This window comes from Burkholderia sp. Ac-20345 (genome assembly GCF_017104825.1).
Taxonomy (GTDB): Bacteria; Pseudomonadota; Gammaproteobacteria; order Burkholderiales; family Burkholderiaceae; genus Burkholderia; species Burkholderia lata_B.
On the sequence record NZ_JAAGPO010000012.1, the window covers coordinates 1 to 19,806 of the forward strand.

General features: G+C 66.8%; 20 protein-coding genes and 1 tRNA gene. 11 read left to right on the forward strand and 10 right to left on the reverse strand.

Going from position 1 to position 19,806, the window contains the following annotated elements:
* The 3 genes from G3O06_RS07985 to G3O06_RS07995 all read right to left on the reverse strand — a co-directional run.
* On the reverse strand, positions 1 to 287 hold a 287-nt coding region (locus tag G3O06_RS07985), incomplete at its 3' end, for an RtcB family protein (protein WP_277403699.1).
* A gap of 59 nt (positions 288 to 346) precedes the next feature.
* Positions 347 to 1,489 carry a slipin family protein gene (locus G3O06_RS07990; protein ID WP_205815672.1) on the reverse strand — a complete coding sequence of 381 codons (1,143 nt, stop codon included), beginning with the start codon at positions 1,487 to 1,489 and terminating at the stop codon, positions 347 to 349.
* 258 nt (positions 1,490 to 1,747) lie between these two features.
* Positions 1,748 to 1,818, reverse strand: a tRNA-Cys gene (locus G3O06_RS07995).
* Between the two features lie 335 nt (positions 1,819 to 2,153).
* Between G3O06_RS07995 and rtcR the strand changes: the two genes are divergently transcribed.
* A complete protein-coding gene (gene rtcR, locus G3O06_RS08000; protein ID WP_205815673.1) occupies positions 2,154 to 3,770 on the forward strand; it encodes an RNA repair transcriptional activator RtcR in 1,617 nt (538 codons plus the stop codon).
* Positions 3,771 to 3,833: 63 nt separating this feature from the next.
* Here the strand turns inward: rtcR and G3O06_RS08005 are convergent, their stop codons facing one another.
* Entirely contained in the window at positions 3,834 to 4,427 is a 594-nt protein-coding gene (locus G3O06_RS08005) for a nuclear transport factor 2 family protein (protein WP_205815674.1), read from the reverse strand.
* Positions 4,428 to 4,555: 128 nt separating this feature from the next.
* On the opposite strand from G3O06_RS08005, the gene G3O06_RS08010 reads away from it, so the two are divergent.
* On the forward strand, positions 4,556 to 5,098 hold the full coding sequence (locus G3O06_RS08010) for a MarR family winged helix-turn-helix transcriptional regulator (protein ID WP_174968232.1): 543 nt from the start codon (positions 4,556 to 4,558) through the stop codon (positions 5,096 to 5,098).
* 58 nt (positions 5,099 to 5,156) lie between these two features.
* Here the strand turns inward: G3O06_RS08010 and G3O06_RS08015 are convergent, their stop codons facing one another.
* Complete coding sequence (locus G3O06_RS08015) at positions 5,157 to 6,368, reverse strand: IscS subfamily cysteine desulfurase (RefSeq protein ID WP_205815675.1); 1,212 nt, start codon at positions 6,366 to 6,368, stop codon at positions 5,157 to 5,159.
* Positions 6,369 to 6,623: 255 nt separating this feature from the next.
* Between G3O06_RS08015 and G3O06_RS08020 the strand changes: the two genes are divergently transcribed.
* From G3O06_RS08020 to G3O06_RS08035, 4 genes are all read left to right on the forward strand, one after another.
* Positions 6,624 to 7,172: a flavin reductase family protein gene (locus tag G3O06_RS08020; protein ID WP_205815676.1), complete on the forward strand. Its 549-nt coding sequence runs from the start codon at positions 6,624 to 6,626 to the stop codon at positions 7,170 to 7,172.
* A 36-nt stretch (positions 7,173 to 7,208) separates the two neighbouring features.
* Entirely contained in the window at positions 7,209 to 8,687 is a 1,479-nt protein-coding gene (locus G3O06_RS08025; protein ID WP_174979097.1) for a 4-hydroxyphenylacetate 3-hydroxylase N-terminal domain-containing protein, read from the forward strand.
* Positions 8,688 to 8,731: 44 nt separating this feature from the next.
* The gene (locus tag G3O06_RS08030; protein ID WP_205815677.1) at positions 8,732 to 9,118 is read left to right on the forward strand and encodes a cupin; all 387 of its coding nucleotides are present in this window, start codon (positions 8,732 to 8,734) and stop codon (positions 9,116 to 9,118) included.
* A gap of 72 nt (positions 9,119 to 9,190) precedes the next feature.
* On the forward strand, positions 9,191 to 9,880 hold the full coding sequence (locus tag G3O06_RS08035) for a DUF2848 domain-containing protein (RefSeq protein WP_205815678.1): 690 nt from the start codon (positions 9,191 to 9,193) through the stop codon (positions 9,878 to 9,880).
* Positions 9,881 to 9,904: 24 nt separating this feature from the next.
* On the opposite strand, the gene G3O06_RS08040 is transcribed toward G3O06_RS08035, so the two are convergent.
* Positions 9,905 to 10,669, reverse strand: coding sequence for a methyltransferase domain-containing protein (locus G3O06_RS08040; protein ID WP_205815679.1), 765 nt, complete (start codon positions 10,667 to 10,669; stop codon positions 9,905 to 9,907).
* 13 nt (positions 10,670 to 10,682) lie between these two features.
* On the reverse strand, positions 10,683 to 11,309 hold the full coding sequence (locus G3O06_RS08045) for a LysE family translocator (protein ID WP_011355998.1): 627 nt from the start codon (positions 11,307 to 11,309) through the stop codon (positions 10,683 to 10,685).
* Between the two features lie 180 nt (positions 11,310 to 11,489).
* Here G3O06_RS08045 and G3O06_RS08050 point away from each other — a divergent pair, with 180 nt between their 5' ends.
* The 3 genes from G3O06_RS08050 (at position 11,490) to G3O06_RS08060 (ending at position 13,926) form a co-directional block, all read left to right on the forward strand.
* On the forward strand, positions 11,490 to 12,290 hold the full coding sequence (locus G3O06_RS08050; protein ID WP_174968239.1) for a helix-turn-helix transcriptional regulator: 801 nt from the start codon (positions 11,490 to 11,492) through the stop codon (positions 12,288 to 12,290).
* 125 nt (positions 12,291 to 12,415) lie between these two features.
* Complete coding sequence (locus G3O06_RS08055) at positions 12,416 to 12,835, forward strand: ATP--cob(I)alamin adenosyltransferase (RefSeq protein ID WP_174968240.1); 420 nt, start codon at positions 12,416 to 12,418, stop codon at positions 12,833 to 12,835.
* Positions 12,836 to 12,930: 95 nt separating this feature from the next.
* The gene (locus G3O06_RS08060; protein WP_346779497.1) at positions 12,931 to 13,926 is read left to right on the forward strand and encodes a LysR family transcriptional regulator; all 996 of its coding nucleotides are present in this window, start codon (positions 12,931 to 12,933) and stop codon (positions 13,924 to 13,926) included.
* 326 nt (positions 13,927 to 14,252) lie between these two features.
* On the opposite strand, the gene G3O06_RS08065 is transcribed toward G3O06_RS08060, so the two are convergent.
* Positions 14,253 to 15,161 (reverse strand): LysR substrate-binding domain-containing protein, encoded by a 909-nt coding sequence (locus tag G3O06_RS08065; RefSeq protein WP_205815680.1) that lies wholly within the window; start codon positions 15,159 to 15,161, stop codon positions 14,253 to 14,255.
* 108 nt (positions 15,162 to 15,269) lie between these two features.
* Between G3O06_RS08065 and G3O06_RS08070 the strand changes: the two genes are divergently transcribed.
* Both G3O06_RS08070 and G3O06_RS08075 read left to right on the forward strand, forming a co-directional pair.
* Positions 15,270 to 16,352 (forward strand): tartrate dehydrogenase, encoded by a 1,083-nt coding sequence (locus tag G3O06_RS08070; protein ID WP_089447237.1) that lies wholly within the window; start codon positions 15,270 to 15,272, stop codon positions 16,350 to 16,352.
* A 226-nt stretch (positions 16,353 to 16,578) separates the two neighbouring features.
* Positions 16,579 to 17,889, forward strand: a complete 1,311-nt coding sequence (locus G3O06_RS08075) for an MFS transporter (protein ID WP_175000256.1) — start codon at positions 16,579 to 16,581, stop codon at positions 17,887 to 17,889.
* 77 nt (positions 17,890 to 17,966) lie between these two features.
* Here G3O06_RS08075 and G3O06_RS08080 read toward each other — a convergent pair whose 3' ends face one another.
* Positions 17,967 to 18,761 (reverse strand): polysaccharide lyase family 7 protein, encoded by a 795-nt coding sequence (locus G3O06_RS08080; RefSeq protein ID WP_174916061.1) that lies wholly within the window; start codon positions 18,759 to 18,761, stop codon positions 17,967 to 17,969.
* Between the two features lie 350 nt (positions 18,762 to 19,111).
* Positions 19,112 to 19,609: a shikimate kinase gene (locus G3O06_RS08085; RefSeq protein ID WP_205815681.1), complete on the reverse strand. Its 498-nt coding sequence runs from the start codon at positions 19,607 to 19,609 to the stop codon at positions 19,112 to 19,114.
* Positions 19,610 to 19,806: the final 197 nt, after the last annotated feature.

Genomic DNA, 19,806 nt, shown 5'->3' on the forward strand with positions numbered 1-19,806 from the left:
CGGTCGGACGCCGTCAGCGTCGTGCGCGCGGCCATCATCCCGCAGCCGATGTCGACGCCGACCGCGGCCGGAATGATCGCGCCCTTCGTCGGGATCACGCTGCCGATCGTCGAGCCCTTGCCGAGGTGGACGTCCGGCATCACCGCGACGTGGCTGAAGATGAACGGCATCTGCGCGGTGTTGCGCAGTTGCGCGCGTGCTTCGTCTTCAACGGCCACGCCTTGCGTCCACATCTTCACCGGCTTGCCGTTGGCCAGTTCCATCACCTGGTAATCCATTTCATTCATGTTCATCACCTTGCTACCTTGTTCGTGAGGCACGGCGCCCGCGCGCCGTGCCCGTTCATTCATTGCGCGCCCTTGATGCTGACGAGTCCGTTCAGCACCTGGTCGAGACCGCCGAACACCGAGATGCGGTCGATCCGTTCCGCGACGCGCTCGAGCGTTTCCAGCTCCTTGAGCCGCAGCGCGGTCGGGTTTTCTTCCATCACCTTCGCGGTGTTCAGCAGCGAACGCGTGGCTGCCGTTTCCTCGCGGCGGCGAATCACGTTCGCCTGTGCGGACTTCTCCGCTTCGACCACCCGCGCGAGGATCGTCTTCATGTCGCCCGGCAGCACGATATCCTTCACGCCGACGCTGCGCACCTCCACGCCCGATTGGTCGAGGCGGGCACGTACCTGCGTGATCACGACGTCGTCGATCGACTGCTTGTCTTCCAGCAGTTCGTCGAGCGAGCGCGTGCCGACCGCCGATCGCAGCGCGAACTGCAGCTTGCGATACAGGTGTTCGACCGGCTTCTGCAACTGGCCGAACGCATGCAGCACGTCCGCATAGCACCACGTCGCCGACAGGTTCAGCCGTAGCGCGACCTTGTCGCGCGTCAGGATTTCCTGTCCGCCGACTTCGAGCGCCTGCAAACGCAGGTCGACGAGTTCGACCGCGACGTCGCGGTTGAAGCGCCAGAACGCTGCTACGCCCGCGTCCAGCAGCCGCTCGATCTTGCCGTCGATCTTCAGCACGCCGACGTGGTACGCCGGCACCTGCGCCAGCAGCACGCCCGTCAGGCCCGCCACGCCGCGCGCACGCAGCGCCGGTTGCGCGATGCGCTTCACGAGCGCGGCCGGCAGCATGCTGTCCTGCGCGAGATCGACGCGTTCGAGACGGTGCGTGGTCAGGCCGCGCCAGTACAGCCGGCGCGTGCCGGGCGCCAGAATCTCGACGAGCACGTCGTCTTCGTAGCGCAGGCCCGCTTCATCGTCGGCGAGATCCATCGCGACGAAGTACTGCGCGAGCACGTCCGGTGCGTCGTGACGCAGGTAGTCGGCCAGTGCCGCGTCGGCGAGCGGCGCGTCGAGACGCGCGGTCTGCACCGACAAACGCTTGAACGGATCGAAGGCCTTGAACACACCCGGTTCGAGCACCTTCACGAAATCGCCCTCATTCATCAGCAGCGCGCGTTCGTTCTTTTTCACTACATGTCGCATCCACATATTCTTGTCCTTTTCTTCAATGACCGCCGGGTGACACGCATCGTGCGGATCGCGGGGCGACGCAACCGGGCGGGCGGCGCGCTGGCCCGGCGCCGAAGGGCACGGCGACGCATCCTGCATCGCGTCGTCGTGCGCCTTCGCGCGGGCCGTGCGGCCGTCCGGCCGATCGCGCGGAACCGCAACCGGTCCGACGCGCGGCGGGCCTTGCGGCCCGCACCGGCGGGTACTGCTTTCATTACAAAGCTGTCCTTGCGGACAGCGTTCGAGCGGGATTCGAACCCGCTACACACCGGCTTGCGCCGGCTGCTCTACCTATGAGCTTCCGAACGGAGGGCGCCCCGGGACTCGAACCCGGGCGAAGCGCCTTGCGCGCCCGTTTGCCTTCGTCTGCCCATGGCGGCATGCACTGCCGCGACGAACCAGGTTCGGCGGCGGCGCACCAGCAGGGCTTTGTGAACCCTGGCTCGTGGGCCAGCGGGACATCCGGCGCTTTCTATTTAGCGAGGAGCGTGCCAGCGGGCGGCTTGATGCTCGAGAAAAATCTCAAGCCGTTGAAGTAAAAGGGGAAATTATTTCAAGTGGCGGGTGGGGCTTGCAAATCCCGTGGTAGCTCGATCCGGAAAATTCGATACAATCAGATCGCTTCTTATCCCATGAGATAAACATGCGAAAGACTGTTGCGATCGGTTTTCTCGGCACCGTGCTCGACCAGGGCGGCGGCTCGCAGCGCCGCTGGCGCAACTGGCGGCCGACGATTTCGCTGTGCGAGCAGCGCGACACGCCGATCGACCGGCTCGAACTGTTGCACTCGCCGAACTACGCGCGGCTCGCGAACCGCGTGAAGCAGGATCTGGAGCGCGTGTCGCCGCACACCGACGTGCGGCTCATCCCGATGGAGATTCGCGATCCGTGGGATTTCGAGGAGGTCTACGCGACGCTGCACGATTTCGCGCGCGCCTACCCGTTCGATCTCGACCGCGAGGAGTACCTGATCCACATCACGACGGGCACGCACGTCGCGCAGATCTGCTGGTTCCTGCTGGCGGAGGCGCGCTACCTGCCTGCGCGTCTCGCGCAAACGGCGCCGCCGCAGAAGACCGATGAAGGGCTGAGCGGGCCCGGCACGATGTCGGTGATCGATCTCGACCTGTCGCGCTACAACCGCATCGCGCAGCGCTTCACGCGCGAGCGCGACGAAACCGTGTCGTTCCTGAAGGCCGGCATTGCAACGCGCAACGCGCGCTTCAATGCGCTGATCGAGCAACTGGAGCGCGTGGCCGTGCGTTCGCGGGCGCCGATGCTGCTGGTCGGGCCGACGGGCGCCGGCAAGTCGTTTCTCGCGAAGCGCGTGTACGAGCTGAAGCGCGGCCGCCATCGGCTCGCGGGGCCGTTCATCGAGATCAACTGCGCGACGCTGCGCGGCGACGCGGCGATGTCGACCCTGTTCGGTCATGTGAAGGGCGCGTTCACGGGCGCGCAGTCGGCGCGGGCCGGGCTGCTGCGCGCGGCGGACGGCGGCCTGCTGTTTCTCGACGAGATCGGCGAACTCGGGCTCGACGAGCAGGCGATGCTGCTGAAGGCGATCGAGGAGAAGCGTTTCCTGCCGGTCGGCGCGGACGTCGAGGCGACCAGCGATTTCGAGCTGATCGCGGGCACGCACCGCGACCTGCGGCAGATGGTGGCGGCCGGCGCGTTCCGCGAGGATCTCTACGCGCGGATCAACCTGTGGACGTACGAACTGCCGGGGCTGGCCGAGCGGCGCGAGGACATCGAGCCGAACCTCGAATTCGAACTCGACCGTTTCGGCCGCGAGCAGGGCGAGCAGGTGCGCTTCAACGTCGAGGCGAAGCGGCGCTATCTCGCGTTCGCCGCATCGCCGCGCGCGGCGTGGGCCGGCAACTTCCGCGAGCTGTCCGCGTCGGTCACGCGGATGGCGACGCTGGCCGATGCCGGGCGGATTACCGAAGCGCTCGCCGAGCAGGAAGTCGAACGGCTGACGCGCACGTGGTCGTCGCCGGGCGGCGCGGGTGCGTCCGATGCTTGTGTCGACGCGGTGTTCGGCGCGCGGGCGGCGGAACTCGACCTGTTCGACCGCGCGCAGCTCGAACGCGTGCTCGATGTGTGCCGCGTGTCGGCTACCTTGTCGGAAGCCGGGCGCACGCTGTTCGCGGTATCGCGGCAGAGCAAGAAGCAGCCGAACGATGCGGACCGGCTGCGCAAGTATCTCGCGCGGTTCGGGCTGGATTGGGAAGGTGTGCGGCTGGTGCTCGACGGGGCATGACGAGTCCGATGGCGCGAGCGCCGCGTGGAGCCGGAAGGCCCGGCACGCGGCCGACGTGACCGGTTATGCAGCCGCCGCCGCTGCCTGCCGGAACGGCGCCAGGAAGGCCCACTCCGGCTGCGCCGCCGCGACATCCGCGAGCCCGTGCGCGAACGCGTGCGCCGGCAGCCACGGATACCCGAATGCCGCGTGCAGCGCATCGAGTTTCGCCGACTCCGGATCGTCGATCGTATCCATCCGTGCGATATGAATATGCAGCGCGGCAATCCGCGCGACGTCTTCGTTTTCGTCGTTGCCCGCGAACTGCCAGCGGTACGTGCCATGCCCGATCCGCAATGCGCCGTTGTCCTTCTGCCGCATCACGACGAGCCACGACATTCCGCTGACGCCGTGCGGGTCGACTTCGGGTTCCGTGCAGACGTAATAGGTCCGGCACCGTTCGAACCGCTCGCCGAATTCCTCGACCAGCGTACGCGCAATCGCAGCCGCGCCCGTCACGCGCGGCGGGAAATCGATATCGTCGTTTGCGAGCGAAAAGCTCAACTCGGCGTCGGCCGCGAAGCAGTCGGCGATCAGCGCGGGCCGGTTCAGGTCCTTCGCGCGCAGATAGCATTCGAGCAGCGCGCGAACCGTTGCGGGATGAAGCGGGAAGGGCATGGACGTGGCTCCTGTATCGGGAAATCGGGGCGCATGCACCGGCCGGGCCGGGTCAGGGGCGCATGTGCCTTTGCCGTATAATTTCGTTTCAAAGCTAAATTCGCATGACCGTACGGAGCGTCGAAGTCATGGCCAAGCAGCAAGAGGAGTCCGTTCTGACCATTACCAACCCGGCCTGCCTGATCGACGGCACGGACACGGAATTTCGCCACCTGATCAACGGGCTGCTGCCGTTCGCGGCCCGCCTGCTGTCGGTGCGCGACGGCTTCGGCTCGCTGATCGGCCTCACCGGCATCCAGTATTCGCTGCTCGTATCGGTCGCGCATCTATCGCACGACGACGTCGTGACCGTCAACCGCCTCGCCGATCACCTGCACCTGAGCGGCGCATTCGTCACGATCGAGACCGGCAAGCTGAAGAAGCTCGGCCTGATCGACAAGCGCTCGGACCCGGACGACAAGCGCAAGATGCGGCTCACGGTCACACCGGCCGGCTCGAAGCTGCTGAAGGCGCTTACCGATACGCAGCAGCGCATCAACAACGTGCTGTTCGAAGGCGTGACGAAGACCGAGTTCAAGGCACTCTGCTCGGTGATCGACCGCCTCGTCACCAACGGCGACCGCGCGACGCTCGATCTTGCCCACCTGATCGCGCGCCAGGAAAAAAGCTGACGCACGCGAGCCGCAGGCCCGCCCGCGATCGCCGGCCGGCCTGACGCATCGGCTGCGCTCAGTGCGCGGCCCACTCGATCGTATTCAGGTCGACCCCTTCGAGATGCATGTCCCACAGCGGGCTCAGCGCGCGCAGCTTGCCGACCGTGTCGCGCACCTGCGCGATCACGCTGTCCACATCGGCTTCGGTCGTGAAGCGGCCGAGCGTGAAGCGGATCGAGCTGTGCGCGAGCTCGTCGCTGCGGCCGAGCGCGCGCAGCACGTACGACGGCTCCAGCGATGCCGACGTGCACGCGGAGCCTGACGATACCGCGACCCCCTTGATTCCCATGATCAGCGATTCGCCTTCGACGAAATTGAAGCTGACGTTCAGGTTGTGCGGAATCCGGCGGGCGAGATCGCCGTTCACGTAAACCTCGTCGAGCGTCGACAGGCCGGCCAGCAGCCGGTCGCGCAATGCGCCGACGCGGCGGCTTTCCTCCGCCATCTCTTCCTTCGCAAGCCGGAACGCCTCGCCCATCCCGACGATCTGGTGCGTCGGCAGCGTGCCCGAGCGCATCCCGCGCTCATGGCCGCCGCCGTGCATCTGCGCTTCGATCCGCACGCGCGGCTTGCGGCGCACGTATAACGCGCCGATCCCCTTCGGGCCGTAGACCTTGTGCGCAGTCACCGTCAGCAGGTCGACGTTCAACGCATTCACGTCGACCGGAATCTTGCCGGCTGCCTGCACGGCGTCGCAGTGGAACACGATGCCGCGTGAGCGGCACAGCGCGCCGATCTCGGCGACCGGCTGGATCACGCCCGTTTCATTGTTCGCGAGCATCACCGACACCAGGATCGTATCGGCGCGCAGCGCCTGCTGCACCGTATCGAGATCGAGCAGGCCGTCTTCCCGCACGTCGAGGTACGTGACGTCGAAGCCTTGGCGTTCGAGTTCGCGGCACGTATCGAGCACCGCCTTGTGCTCGGTCTTCACCGTGACGAGATGCTTGCCCTTGCCCTGATAGAAGTGCGCCGCACCCTTGATCGCGAGGTTGTTGCCCTCGGTCGCACCGGAGGTCCACACGATTTCGCGCGGATCGGCGCCGAGCAACGCGGCGACGTGTGCGCGCGCTTCCTCGACGGCCTGCTCGGCATCCCACCCGTAGCTGTGGCTGCGTGAAGCCGGGTTGCCGAACTGCTCGTGCAGGAACGGCACCATTTTGTCGACCACGCGCGGATCGACGGGCGTCGTCGCGCTGTAGTCCATGTAGATCGGGCGGGATTGCATCGAAGCGGCTCCGGAAAGCGGTGTCTCCCGCAGTGCCCGAAAGCACCGGGGAATAGGGTAGCCGCAGTGTACGTGGACATTCACGGACGCCGCGCAACATCCATCCCGGCAGTAGGGTTGTCTTTCAAACAAAGCTTTCAAGGTCAGGGTTTACGACAGCTTGAACCTGCCTTTGTGTTTACATTTAATAAAAGCTAAATAACAAAGCTAAATCGCGGTGCTTTGTTGGCCCGGATTCCGCAGCGGAATCCGGCGATGCAACCCAAGGAGGACGAGATGAGCGAGAACCATGCCGGAACCGGCGCCGGTGCCGACGCGCAGCGGCGCTTTCGCACCGCGCTGTCGATGTTCGCGACGGGCGTCGCGGTGATTACCGCCACGCGCAAAGAGGGGATGCCGATCGGCATCACGGTCGCGTCGTTCAATTCGGTGTCGCTGGACCCGCCGCTGATCCTGTTCTCGGTCGACCGTCGCAGTCTGAGCCTCGGCGACCTGGCCGGCGCGGGCGGCTATGCGGTCAACGTGCTCGACGAGACGCAGCAGCACCTGTCGAACTGCTTCGCGAAGGCGAACGGCGACAAGTGGGGCTGGCGTGCCGACACAGTCGATGACGACGGCGCGGTGCTGCTGCCCGACGCGCTTGCGACATTCGAATGCGAACCCTATGCGCAGTACGACGGCGGCGATCACGTGATCTTCGTCGGCCGCGTGACGCGGCATTGCGCGCGCTCGGAAGGGCGCCCGCTGATCTTCTTCGGCGGCCGCTACCGCACGCTCGACGGCATGCACGCGCCGTCCGCCTGAATGCAAACCACGCTTCATTCCACCCTGGAGGACATCATGATCAAGAACGGGACTCAGCACATCGCGTCGCTGCGCGACGGACGGCAGGTCTACCTGAACGGCCAGCCGGTCGGCGACGTGACCGCGCATGCGGCATTCCGCAATTCGATCCGCAGCTACGCGAGCCTGTACGACTACCAGGCACGCGACGAGAACGTCGAGAAGATGACGTTCGTATCGCCCGACTCGGGCAACCGCGTCAGCCGGATCTGGCAACTGCCGACGTCCTATGACGAACTCGTCGAGCGCCGCGCCGCGATGGAGGCGTGGTCGGAGCTGCATTACGGCTTCATGGGTCGTTCGCCCGATCATGTCGCATCGTGCCTGTCCGGTATGGTCATGGGCGCCGACGTGTTCGAGCAATACGATCCGGCGCGCGCGGGCGCACTGCGCGACTACTACCGCTATGCGCGCGACAACGACCTGTTCCTGACCTACGTGATCGTGAATCCGCAGGCGAACCAGTCGAAGGCCGCGCACGAGCAGGAGGACAAGTACCTCGCGGTCGGCATCGTCGATCAGGATGCCGAAGGCATCACGGTGCGCGGCGCGAAGATGCTCGCGACGAGCGGGATCATGGCGAACGAGGTGTTCTGCAGCTGTATCCAGCCGCTGCGCGAAGGCGACGAGATGTACGCGCTGTCGTTCGCGGTGCCGATGAACGCGAAGGGCATGAAGATCCTGTCGCGCAAGTCGTACGAGGAGAACGCGACGTCGGTGTTCGACAACCCGCTGTCGAGCCGCTTCGACGAGAACGACGCGGTGCTGTATTTCGACGACGTGAAGGTGCCGTGGGAGCGGATCTTCGTCGCCGGCAACACGGCGATGTGCGCGAAGCAGTTCCACGCGACGCCCGCGCACGTGTACCAGAACTACCAGTGCCAGGTGCGCCTGATGACGAAGCTGCGCTTCCTCGTCGGGCTCGGGCTGAAGATCTCCGAGGTCAACGGCACGAACACGTTCCCGCAGGTGCGCGAAACGCTGGGCCAGCTCGCGGCCGAAGCGTCGATGGTCGAGGCGTGGGTCTACGGGATGGAAGCGAAGGGCACCGTCGTCAACGGCTTCTACGTGCCCGATCGCAACATGCTGTACGGCTCGCAGGTCGTCACGCAGCAACTCTACTCGAAGGTGCTCAACACGCTGCGCGAGCTCGCCGGCGGCGGAATGATCATGCTGCCGTCGAGCGTGCGCGACTTCGAGAACCCCGACCTGCTGCGCATCATCGAGAAGACGCAGAAGTCGCCCGTGTGTTCGTCCGAGGAGCGCGTGAAGTTCTTCAAGCTCGCTTGGGATGCGGTCGGCTCCGAATTCGCATCGCGCCACAACCAGTACGAGCTGTTCTATGCCGGCGCGTCGTTCGTCACGAAGGGGCATGCGTATCGCACGTACGACTGGCAGCGCGCGTCGCATCTCGTCGATTCGATGCTCGGCAGCTATTCGCTGAACCAGGAACTGTCGACACCGCGCGCCGCCTGACGCGCCGCGCCTGACTCAACCGCTATCGCTTACAGGAGAGACAGATGGCCATCAACAAGCTTCACGACGAATTCCACACGCTGGACATGCAGCGCGACTGGCGGCTGCCGGAGGGCTATGACCCGGCGTCCGGCGCGCAGGAACTGATCCTGTCCGGCGCGCTCGACACCGAGCGCAAGCGGGGCAGCCGCACGCGCCTGCTGCGCCTGCCGGCCGGGCTGCACACGAAGAAGCCGTTCGTGCACGACTACTGGGAGGAGGTGTTTCTCGTCGAGGGCGACCTGACCGTCGGCAACGACGAGCACGGCAACGGCGGCACGCCGTTCACGGGCTACACGTACGCGGTGCGTCCGCCCGGCGCATGGCATGGCCCGTTCAAGTCGAACGGCGGCTGCGTGCTGCTGGAGATCCACTACTACGACCCGGCGTAAGCACGGCCGATCAACGACACACGGCGGGCGGCGGCACGCAGCGCGTGCACTGCCCGCCACGAGGAGCATTCGATGAAAACCATCACGTTCGCGATCGACGGTCGCGACGGCCGCACCGAGCGCGCGATCGCGATCGACACGCTCGTGATCGCGGGCTGGACCGGCCGCGACACGGTCGCCATGGAGAAACACATCCGCGAGTTGGAGGAACTGGGCGTCAAGCGCCCGGCGACGACGCCCGTGTTCTACCGCGTCGCGGCCGATCGTCTCGATTCGTCGCCCGCGATCCAGGTGTCGGGCGGGCAGAGCAGCGGCGAAGCGGAATTCGTGCTGGTGCGCGACGGCGGCGAAACGTTCGTCGGCATCGCGTCCGACCACACTGATCGTGAAGTCGAGACCTACGGGATCACCGTGTCGAAGCAGATGTGCGGCAAGCCGTGCGCGAACACGCTGTGGAAGTTCGACGACGTGGCCGGGCACTGGGATCAGCTCGTGCTGCGTGCATACGCGACGATCGACGGCGAGCGCGTGCTGTATCAGGAAGGCAAGGTGACGGCGATGCACGCACCGGACGACCTGCTCGCGCAGTTCGCGCGCCACGACGGCCGCTTCGTCGACGGCACCGCGATGCTGTGCGGCACGCTTGCCGCGATCGGCGGCATCCGGCCGGCCGAGCGGTTCGAAGTCGAGCTGGAGGATCCGGTGCTGGGCCGCACGCTGCGGCATGCGTACGCGGTGGACACGCTGCCCGTGGCGGGCTGACGCCGTAGAAGAACGCAGGCGCGCTCACGCGCGGCAGATCGCGATGATCTCCGCGCTGGTCGCAGCGTTGAACGGCGCGTGTTGCCAGTCGCCGTACCAGTCCGCCGACGAGAATCCGGCTGCGATCACGCGCGCCTGCAGATCGGGTTGCGCGATGAAGCGCAGCCGGCTCGTGTTCGTCAGCGCCGTATCGTCGCGGCGGAAGCGGTAGTGCGTGTCGAACGTCACGATCGCGCCGTCCACCGAGCGCACCGCATGATGAAGATCGACGATGCCCGATTCGCGCGACTCGACGCTGCGTGCCGAATGCTCCGGCGTCCATGCACGCCACGGCGCGATGTGCGGGTTGCGGGTCTCGAACAGGAAGCGGCCGCTATCGGCGAGCACGCGCCGCACACCGCGCAGCGTCGCGTCGATATCGGGATCGGTCAGCAGGCACTGGAACGCATGCCCGGTCATCACGACCGCATCGAACGGGGGTACGCCGGGCGGCAGGTTGTCGAGCCCGCACGCGAGCCAGTGCACGGCTTCGGCGTTTGGCTGGCGCCGCGCGTATTCGATCATCGCCGGCGCGGGATCGATCGCGACGACGTCGTGCCCGGCCGCCGCGAGCCGGCGCGCGAACGTACCGGTGCCGCAGCCGAGATCGAGGATGCGTTGCCGCCCGGCGCCGATCACGGCGGCGTAGAACGCAAAATCCTGATCGCCCGCGTTGAACAGGTCGTACGCCGCGACGAGGCGCGGGTCGGTGTAGAGGGCTTCGCCGGCGGGCGCCGCGGCGGACGTCATGCGGCCGTGTGGGTCAGCGCTGCTGCACGGCCACGCGTAGCCCGAGCGCGATGAAGATCGAGCCGATGATCTTCCCCTGCCAGCGCGTGAGCCACGTGAGCCGCTTCACGAGGCGGCCGAGCGGGCGGATCGAGCACGCGATCAGCGTCGTGTAGAGCGAGCTGAGCACGACGAAGATCAGCCCGAGCACCGCGAACTGCACGAACGTCGAGCCGCGTTCCGGATGCACGAACTGCGGCATGAACGCGAGGAAGAACAGCGCGGTCTTCGGATTCAGCACTTCGGCGGGAATCGCCTGCAGGTACGCCTTGAGCGGCGTGACGGGCGACACGCTCGGCAGCGACGGATCGGACGGCTTCTCGATCAGCGCGCGCACGCCGAGGTAGATCAGGTACGCGGCGCCGACCACCTTCACGACGTTGAACGCGAGTGCCGACGTCATCAGCAGCGCCGACAGGCCGACGGCCGCGAACAGCGTATGCACGAAGTCGCCGCTCGCGACGCCGAGGCCGGTCAGGATGCCGGTCTTGCGGCCGCCCTGCACGGTGCGGCTCAGCACGAGCAACACGGCGGGGCCGGGGATCAGGAACAGGCCCAGGACGACGGCCGTGAAGGTGGTCAGCGTGGTCAGGTCGAACATGGCGGCTCCGGCAGGTGGGCGCAGCGGCGGGGGATCGGGGCATTGTATTCGCTTCGGCGTGCGGCTGCAGACGCAGCCCGGGCAGCGTCCCGGTGGCAGGGCCGCGCCGGCCCCTTTCTGGTATAAGCACGAAAGGGCGCGCGGTCAGCGCGTCCGGCTTCCTCCATCGTCCACCGTTTCATGCGCAAGCTTCCACCGACCACCGATCCCGCAGCGGATGACGAAGTCTTCCACGTGCCGCGTCCGCTCGTCGTGTTCGGCGGCTCGGTCGTCGAGCCCGAATGGCGGCTCGAGCGGCACAGTCATCCGCAGGCGCAGTTGCTCTATACGCTGAGCGGCGTCATCTATTGCGAGATCGACGGCGGCGTGTGGAGTGCGCCGCCGCAATGCATGGTGTGGATTCCGGGCGACGTCCCGCATGCGGCGCGCGGCTCGGCCGGTGCGACGTTCTACGCGGTGCTGGTCGAACCCGACGCGGCGCTCGACCTGCCTGCGCGCTGCTGCACGCTGTCGGTGTCGCCGCTGCTGCGCGAGCTGTTGCTGAAGGCGGCGAGCTTCCCGAACCTGTACGACGTCGACGGGCCGCAGGGGCGATTGATCGCGACGCTGCTCGACGAGCTGGTCGCGGCGCCGGTCGAGGATCTGTACCTGCCGATGCCGGCCGATCGCCGGCTGCGCAAGCTGATCGACCATCTGCTCGACGATCCGGCCGACAAGTCGCCGCTGGCCGAACTCGCGCGGCGCGCGGGCATCAGCGAGCGCAGCCTGACCCGGCTCGCGGCGAAGGAGCTCGGGATGAGCCTCGGCGACTGGCGCCGGCGGCTGCACGTCGCGCTGTCGCTGCGGATGCTGACGACCGGCCGCCGCGTGCACCAGATCGCGATCGATCTCGGCTACGAGAGCGCGAGCAGCTTCGTGACGATGTTCCGCAAGGCGACGGGCAAGTCGCCGACGCAATTCCTGACCGATCGACAACGCTGAGCGATGAAGGCCGTGCCGCCGCGCGTGCGCGATTGGCCGGATTGAGCAAGCGGTTGGCCGGGACGACAAATGACGCGGTGGGTCTCGATCCATAAAATGAGAATTGTTCTCATTTGGAGGTCGACATGCACATCACCACGACTGAATTCCCGTTTGTCTGGTTGCGTTACACCGGCTCGACGCACACCGACCCCGCCCGCCTGATCGCCGAACTCGACACGTTGCTGGCGCGTCACGAACGGTTCGTTCTTCTGACCGACGACGCGCCGTCCGGCGACGATCGCGGCGCGGACGATCACGAACTGCGCAAGCAACTCGCGAAGTGGAGCAAGGCCAACCGCGCGCAGTCGCGCGAATGGATCCCCGCGATGATCGCGATCGAGCCCGACGCGTCGCGGCGCGTGGCGCTCAATGCATTCTCGGGGGCGTTCGAGAAGGTATGGGGTTATCCGCTGAACGCGGCCGCAACCCGCGACGACGCGCTCGCGCTCGCGCAGCGGCTGCTCGACGAACCGGTGCGCGACGCCGTGGCGGCGAACGGCTGAACCGTCTGCCGCGCCGGCGGCGCGGCGTTCCTCGATATGCATGCACGGCGCGCGTTCGCGCGCCGCGGCATGCGGCAAACAGGCAGGGGTGTCCGGTGGACAATCCGATCCGCGCGATGCGCATCTTCACGCGCATCGTCGAAATGAACAGCTTTACGCGTGCGGCGGAGGCGCTCGGCATTTCGCGGGCCACCGCGACGCGGACCGTGCAGGAACTCGAAACGGCGCTCGGCATGCCGTTGCTGGTGCGTACGACGCGCGCGCTGCGGGCGACGCCCGAAGGTGATGCGTATTACCGGCGTTGCGTGCGTATCACGGCGGACGTCGACGACCTCGAAGCGAGCATCCGCGGCGCCGCGCTGCATCCGAGCGGGCCGCTGCGTGTCGAGCTGCCGGCGGCGGTGGCGGACTCGATCGTGCTGCCGGCGCTCGGCGAATTTCATGCACGGCATCCCGATCTGGTGCTGACGTTGGGCGTGTCAGGGCGTGCGGCCGATCGGGTCGGCGATGCGATCGATTGCAGCATCCGGCTCGGCGAGCTGCCCGATTCGTCGCTCGTCGCGCGCCGGCTCGGCACGCTCGAGCGCGTGACCTGCGCGAGCCCCGCGTATCTCGACCGCCACGGCGCCCTGCGCACGCTCGACGATCTGGCCGCGCATCGCGCGGTCAGCGTGTCGTCCGTTCCGGGCCAGCGCACGGCCGAACTCGATTTCCTCGTCGATGGCGCGGTGCGCAAGGTGCGGCTCGGCGGGATCGTCAGCGTGGACGACGAGCCGGCGTATCTGGCGTGCGGCGTGCATGGCCTCGGGCTGATCCAGCCGCCGCGCGTCGCCGCTCAGCCGCTGATCGACGCGGGACGGTTGCGGGAAGTGCTGCCGCGCTGGCGGCCCGATGCGATCGCGGTGTCGGCCGTCTATGTGAAGCGCCCGCATGTGTCGCCCGGCGTGCGCGCGTTCGTCGACTGGATCGCCGAGCGGTTCGAGGCCGCGGTGAGCGACCACGTGGGCATGGTCACCGCACGGGTGTGGCGGCCGATGACGGATGCCGTGGACAGGGTCGATCAGGTGGATGCCCAGATGGCCGTCGCTTGATCGGCGGGCATCGAATCAGGCGCGTTCAATCGTTCGCAAGGTGGAATGCGGCGCCGATGCGTTCCTGCTCGCGGGCGGGAAGCCCGAGTCTCGTCGCCAGTGTTCTCCATTTACCGACGATGTTGCGGAAGCTGTCGATGCGCTCATCGGGTTGTCTCGGGGGAGCGGTCGGCTGAAACCGCGCGCGGTTTCGGCGGCGGCCGGTTCATATGAAAGTGCCAATATTCTGGCGATTTTTTCGGCGAAATAGCTGAAATATTGGCTCTTTTGACCGAGCCTCACGTCTGTCGCTCCCGGATCGGCGTGCGTCGTTTCCAGCGTCCCGCTTACCCTCCCAGCTCACCTGCCAGAAAATCGACGAACGCCCGAATTCGCGTGGACATCTGGTGACGCTGCGCGTACACCGCATAGATGTCGGCGCTCGGCGTTTCGTGGTCGGGCAGCACGACCACGAGGCGGCCGTCGGCGAGATAGTCGCGCAGATCCCATTCCGCGCGCATCAGGATCCCGTGCCCGTCGAGCGCCCACTTCACGGCGATCTCGCCGTCGTTCGTCGTCAGGTTGCCGTTGATCCGCACGGCTTCCGTGTGGCGTCCCGCGCCGCGTCCGCTCGTCAGGCGCCAGACGCCGTAACCCTCGTCCCCCTGCCGGATGCCGATGCAGTTGTGCCGCGTCAGGTCGTGCGGTGTGCCGGGCGTGCCGTGCCGCGCGAGATACGCGGGCGCCGCGCACAGCAGCCGGCGATTCGGCGCGAGCCGCCGCGCGACGACGCGCGTATCGGGCGGCTCGCCGAAGCGGATGCACACGTCGAACGCATCGTCGGTGAGCGGTGGCGGCATCACCGACAACTGCAGTTGCACCGACACTTCCGGGTAGCGCGCGACGAAGCGCGAGATCGCGGGGCCGACTTGATTGCGCCCGAAACCGAGCGTCGCGTTCACGCGAAGCAGCCCCTTCGGGCGCTGCTTCGCGCTGCCGAGCAGTTCGCCGAGTTCGTCCATCTGGTCGAGGATCCGGCGCGCGTAGTCGAGATACACGTCACCTTCGGGCGTCAGCATCATCCGCCGCGTCGTGCGGTTCACGAGCGTCACGCCCGCGCGCCGCTCCATCTGCGTAAGGCGCTTGCTGACGGCCGCCGCGGTCAGCCCGAGTTCGCGCGCGGCCGCGCTCAGGCTGCCGGACGCGGCCAGCGTCGAGAAGAAGCCGAGATCGGCAGGCTGGACGGTATCCGCCATGACGGGATTCATGAATTTAAGTTAAAGATGCTTTGAGTCTAGCACCGGTTCCCGCACTTCTGGTTCGGTAAAGTGCATCCACGCTGACGATCAATCGAGGATGTGCGCATGAAGACCTACCGTATCGCAACGATTCCCGGCGACGGGATCGGCAAGGAAGTGGTGCCTGCGGCCAAGCAGGTGCTGGAAGCGCTGGCCCGCGGCAGCGACCGTTTCGCATTCGAGTTCGAGGATTTCGACTGGGGCGCCGATTACTACCGCCAGCACGGCGCGATGATGCCGGCCGACGGCCTCGACGCATTGCGCGGCAAGGACGCGATCCTGTTCGGCTCGGCGGGCGACCCCGACGTGCCCGATCACGTGACGTTGTGGGGCCTGCGCCTGAAGATCTGCCAGGGCTTCGACCAGTACGCGAACGTGCGGCCGACGCGCATCCTGCCCGGCATCGACGCGCCGCTGAAGCGCTGCGGGCCCGACGACCTGAACTGGGTGATCGTCCGCGAGAACTCCGAAGGCGAATATGCGGGCGTCGGCGGCCGTGTGCACCAGGGCCATCCGATCGAGGCCGCGACCGACGTGTCGATCCTCACGCGTGCCGGGGTCGAACGCATCATGCGCTTTGCGTTCCGGCTCGCGCAGTCGCGCCCGCGCAAGCTGCTGACCGTGATCACGAAGAGCAACGCGCAGCGGCACGCGATGGTGATGTGGGACGAGATCGCGAAGCAGGTCGCGCAGGAGTTTCCCGACGTGACGTGGGACAAGGAGCTCGTCGACGCGGCGACCGCGCGCATGGTCAACCGGCCGGCGTCGCTCGACACGATCGTCGCGACCAACCTGCACGCGGACATCCTCAGCGATCTCGCGGCCGCGCTCGCCGGCAGCCTCGGCATCGCGCCGACCGGCAACATCGATCCCGAGCGCCGCTATCCGTCGATGTTCGAGCCGATCCACGGCTCCGCGTTCGACATCATGGGCAAGGGGCTCGCGAATCCGGTCGGCACGTTCTGGTCGGTCGTGATGCTGCTCGAACACCTCGGCGAAACGGCCGCCGCCGCGCGCGTGATGCAGGCGATCGAGGCGGTGACGGCCGACCCGTCGCTCCATACGCGCGACCTCGGCGGCAGCGCGACGACCGCGCAGGTGACGGCGGCCGTTTGCGAGCGCGTCGCGAACGCGGCGGTCGCAGCCTGACGGCAACGGTGGCGATGCTCAGGCAGGCCGCGACGTAGCGGCTGGCGGCGGCGCGCTTGCGCGACCGGTAACCGGCTGTTGCCCGTTCATCGTCACACGGATTTTCCTGCCCGAGACTCGCGCATCCGACGCGAGCCGGGCGCCGGCCCGCCCGCTTCGCGGCGGTGCCGGCGAGCATTCATACACCGAGCACGACTCGACGGCTCGACCTCGAAGGAGGAGACACATGCAAGCGGATCTGGAAACCCGTGTCGCGCGGAAGCTGATGTGGCGCATCATTCCGTTCGTGATGCTGCTTTACTTCGTCAGCTTTCTCGATCGCGTCAACGTCGGCTTTGCCGCGATGACGATGAACAAGGCGATCGGCCTGTCGCCGACCGCGTTCGGGTTCGGCGGCGGCCTGTTCTTCATCGGCTACTTCCTGTTCGAGGTGCCGTCCAACCTGATTCTCCACCGCGTCGGCGCACGCATCTGGATCGCGCGCGTGATGATCACGTGGGGGATCGTGTCGGCCGTGTCCGCCTTCGCGGCCGGGCCGACGAGCTTCTACGTGCTGCGCTTCCTGCTCGGCATGGCCGAAGCCGGATTCTTCCCCGGCATCATCCTGTACCTGAGCCTGTGGTTTCCCGCGAAGCAGCGCGCGGTGGCCGCCGCGTGGTTCATGGCGGCCGCGCCGATCTCGACCGCGATCGGTTCGCCGCTGTCGGGCGCGATCATGCAGATGCCGCCGATGTTCGGGCTCGCCGACTGGCAGATGCTGTACGTCATCGAGGCGCTGCCGGCGGTCGTGCTCGGCTTCGTCGTGCTCAGGTGCCTGACCGATTCGCCGTCGAAGGCCGCGTGGCTGCGCGCGGACGAGCGCGACTGGCTGGTCGCGAAGCTGAAAGCCGAAGCCGATGCGCGCCACACGCATGCCGGGCATACGGCCGGCGCGTGGCAGGCGCTGCGTGATCCGCGCGTGCTGGCGCTTGCGCTGATCTACTTCGGCACGTCGGCGGGGCTCTATACGCTCGGCCTGTGGGCGCCGCTGATGGTCAAGCAGTTCGGCTTCACCGCGCTGCAGACGGGCCTGCTCACCGGGATCCCGAGCATCGCCGCCGTCGTCGCGATGATCGCTTGGGCGCGGCATTCGGATCGCAGCGGAGAGCGCACGTGGCACGTCGTGATTCCGTGCGTGCTCGCATGCATCGGCTTCGTGTTCGCAGGGCAGGCGAGCACCGCGCTGCTGACCGTGCTCGCGCTGGTCGTCGTCAACATCGGGATCAGCGCCGCGAAGGCGCCGCTGTGGGCGATGCCGAGCGCGTTCCTGTCGGGTGCCGGCGCGGCGGCCGGCATCGCGATGATCAACTCGATCGGCAATCTCGGCGGGTTCGTCGGACCGTTCGCGATCGGCTGGCTGAAGCATGTGACGGGCGGGTATGCAGCAGGGCTCTATGTGGTGGCGGGCACGCTCGCGGTGTCGGCGGTCGTCACGTTGATGCTGAGCCGCAAGGGTGCAAAGGAAGCTGTCGTGCCGGGCGTGCGGCATCACTCGTAGGCGCGACGCTTGCATCGAAACGCCGGACGGTCGCGCATGACGTGCGCCCGTCCGGCTTCATGCGTCATGCGGCGCGATCAGCTATGCGTGAGCGTCAGCGCATAGAACTTCACGACGGTGCCGGGCGTCGTCAGCGGCGTGCCGGATACGGCCGTCTGGTCGTAGTCGCCGGCCTTGAAGTAGAAGCTCTCGCCGTCGAAGCTCGAATCCATCGTGAAGGTCTTGGTCGTGCCGTTCGCCGTGACGGTGATCGTCGTCCCGCTCAGGCTCAGCGCGTAGCTGAACTGCTTGCCGACACCGACCGTGGTGATCGGCGTGATCGTCGACTTGCCGCCCTGGTTGGTGCTTTCGAGCAGCAACTGCACGACGCCGCCGGACGTGAACTGCAACTCGCACAGCGGCTTGCTCGGGCCGGTGCCCTGGAAGATCTGGCCGATCGTCGTGTGATCGGGCACCTGCGTGACGGCCACCGTCGCATTCAGCCGGTTCGTGCCGGAGGTCGGCCAGATCGCGTTCTCGCGCAGCTCCGTGCGCGGATGCAGCGAGCCGGATGTCGTCCAGCCTTGCGTCGGGTCCATCATCACCATCGATCCGTCGCTGCCGTCCGTGTAGAAATACGTCGGGTTCACGTAGCCGCCCGCGAGCGACGAGCCGCTCACCGTGTCGACCTTGCCGGACGAGCCGGTCGGCAACTGTAGTGTGAACGGCGCAAGGTTGAAGTTGGAGCCGGGCGGGTTCGACGGGCTGAGGGCCATCGCGGTGGCTTGCTGGCGGGCGGCGGCGGCCGGGCTGGCCGGATCGTCGCCGCCGCACGCGGACAGGCACGCAACGGACAGAACGGCGACGACGCACGGGATGATCCTGTTCTTCATGGTGTCTCTCTCTGATGGTCCGTGGCTGGGCGCCACGTTGTGGATAACGTTTTCCTAATTTGGCGCGCGATCATCGAATTGAGATCGGTTGCCCGTAGAAAGCACTCCAAAATACAGAAAGCAGGTGTGGCTCGACGGCGGATAAGGAGATACGGAAAAGCGGGGGAATATTGGAGCTTTCGATCGGCTTTCCAGGTGTCTGGGGCGGCCGGTCGGAAACGATGCTAGCAAGAAGCCTCAGAAGAGTAAACGTTTTCCTTTGTGGGGTGATGTGACTGCGGGCCGCCGGGTCACGGCAAGCGCGATGGGTGCAACGACGTGAAGTGTGTGGGCGGGCGTAGTCGCAGGCGTCACGACTCCGTCGCTACGACGTGCTGCGCGATACGCGCGGCACAAGCATCGGGCGTCGCATCGGACGTATCGAGCATCATCTGGCTGAATGGCCGCGACGCATAGCCTTCGCGATACATCTCGGCGATCCGGTTTCGCTCCCAGTCCGTCAGTGCGCGCGAGCCGCGATTCGACGAGGCGACCGCTTCCGGTGGCGCGAGCGTCACGACGAACAATCGCGCATCACGCGCATCGCAAGCGGCGCGCAGCCGCTCGAATTCCGGTTCGCCGATTGGATAGGCAATGACCAGATGACGCTCACGCGCAGTCGTGATCTGCGTGACGAGACGTTCGAGCGCGATCGCCCACTGCACGTCGAACGGTGCATCTTCGGGCGCATCGTGATCGTCGCCGTCGATGAAGCGCGCATCGGGCAGCACGCGTGCGAGTGCGAGACCGATCGTCGTCTTGCCGCTGTTGATCGGGCCGTTCAGGTGGATGACGGTAAGGGCGGTCATGAGTCAGTGCGGGAACCGGAAGACTCGCAGCTTGCCATGACTGGCGCGGTGGTGCAGGGCCGTTGGTGCGTCGAGCGGTGTGATGCGAGTGCGGAAAGGAAGGAGGAACGGCGGAGGAGAGGCGGAGGGACGGCAGGCTGCGTGCGCGAAGGATGCGCCCACACAGCCTGCCCTACCGTACCGCATCCAGCGATGCG

Bases quoted from the DNA above. Each gene is read 5' to 3' on its own strand.
- G3O06_RS07990 (WP_205815672.1), bottom strand. From the start codon at position 1,489: ATGTGGATGCGACATGTAGTGAAAAAGAACGAACGCGCGCTGCTGATG.
- rtcR (WP_205815673.1), top strand. From the start codon at position 2,154: ATGCGAAAGACTGTTGCGATCGGTTTTCTCGGCACCGTGCTCGACCAG.
- G3O06_RS08005 (WP_205815674.1), bottom strand. From the start codon at position 4,427: ATGCCCTTCCCGCTTCATCCCGCAACGGTTCGCGCGCTGCTCGAATGC.
- G3O06_RS08010 (WP_174968232.1), top strand. From the start codon at position 4,556: ATGGCCAAGCAGCAAGAGGAGTCCGTTCTGACCATTACCAACCCGGCC.
- G3O06_RS08015 (WP_205815675.1), bottom strand. From the start codon at position 6,368: ATGCAATCCCGCCCGATCTACATGGACTACAGCGCGACGACGCCCGTC.
- G3O06_RS08020 (WP_205815676.1), top strand. From the start codon at position 6,624: ATGCAACCCAAGGAGGACGAGATGAGCGAGAACCATGCCGGAACCGGC.
- G3O06_RS08025 (WP_174979097.1), top strand. From the start codon at position 7,209: ATGATCAAGAACGGGACTCAGCACATCGCGTCGCTGCGCGACGGACGG.
- G3O06_RS08030 (WP_205815677.1), top strand. From the start codon at position 8,732: ATGGCCATCAACAAGCTTCACGACGAATTCCACACGCTGGACATGCAG.
- G3O06_RS08035 (WP_205815678.1), top strand. From the start codon at position 9,191: ATGAAAACCATCACGTTCGCGATCGACGGTCGCGACGGCCGCACCGAG.
- G3O06_RS08040 (WP_205815679.1), bottom strand. From the start codon at position 10,669: ATGACGTCCGCCGCGGCGCCCGCCGGCGAAGCCCTCTACACCGACCCG.
- G3O06_RS08045 (WP_011355998.1), bottom strand. From the start codon at position 11,309: ATGTTCGACCTGACCACGCTGACCACCTTCACGGCCGTCGTCCTGGGC.
- G3O06_RS08050 (WP_174968239.1), top strand. From the start codon at position 11,490: ATGCGCAAGCTTCCACCGACCACCGATCCCGCAGCGGATGACGAAGTC.
- G3O06_RS08055 (WP_174968240.1), top strand. From the start codon at position 12,416: ATGCACATCACCACGACTGAATTCCCGTTTGTCTGGTTGCGTTACACC.
- G3O06_RS08065 (WP_205815680.1), bottom strand. From the start codon at position 15,161: ATGGCGGATACCGTCCAGCCTGCCGATCTCGGCTTCTTCTCGACGCTG.
- G3O06_RS08070 (WP_089447237.1), top strand. From the start codon at position 15,270: ATGAAGACCTACCGTATCGCAACGATTCCCGGCGACGGGATCGGCAAG.
- G3O06_RS08075 (WP_175000256.1), top strand. From the start codon at position 16,579: ATGCAAGCGGATCTGGAAACCCGTGTCGCGCGGAAGCTGATGTGGCGC.
- G3O06_RS08080 (WP_174916061.1), bottom strand. From the start codon at position 18,761: ATGAAGAACAGGATCATCCCGTGCGTCGTCGCCGTTCTGTCCGTTGCG.
- G3O06_RS08085 (WP_205815681.1), bottom strand. From the start codon at position 19,609: ATGACCGCCCTTACCGTCATCCACCTGAACGGCCCGATCAACAGCGGC.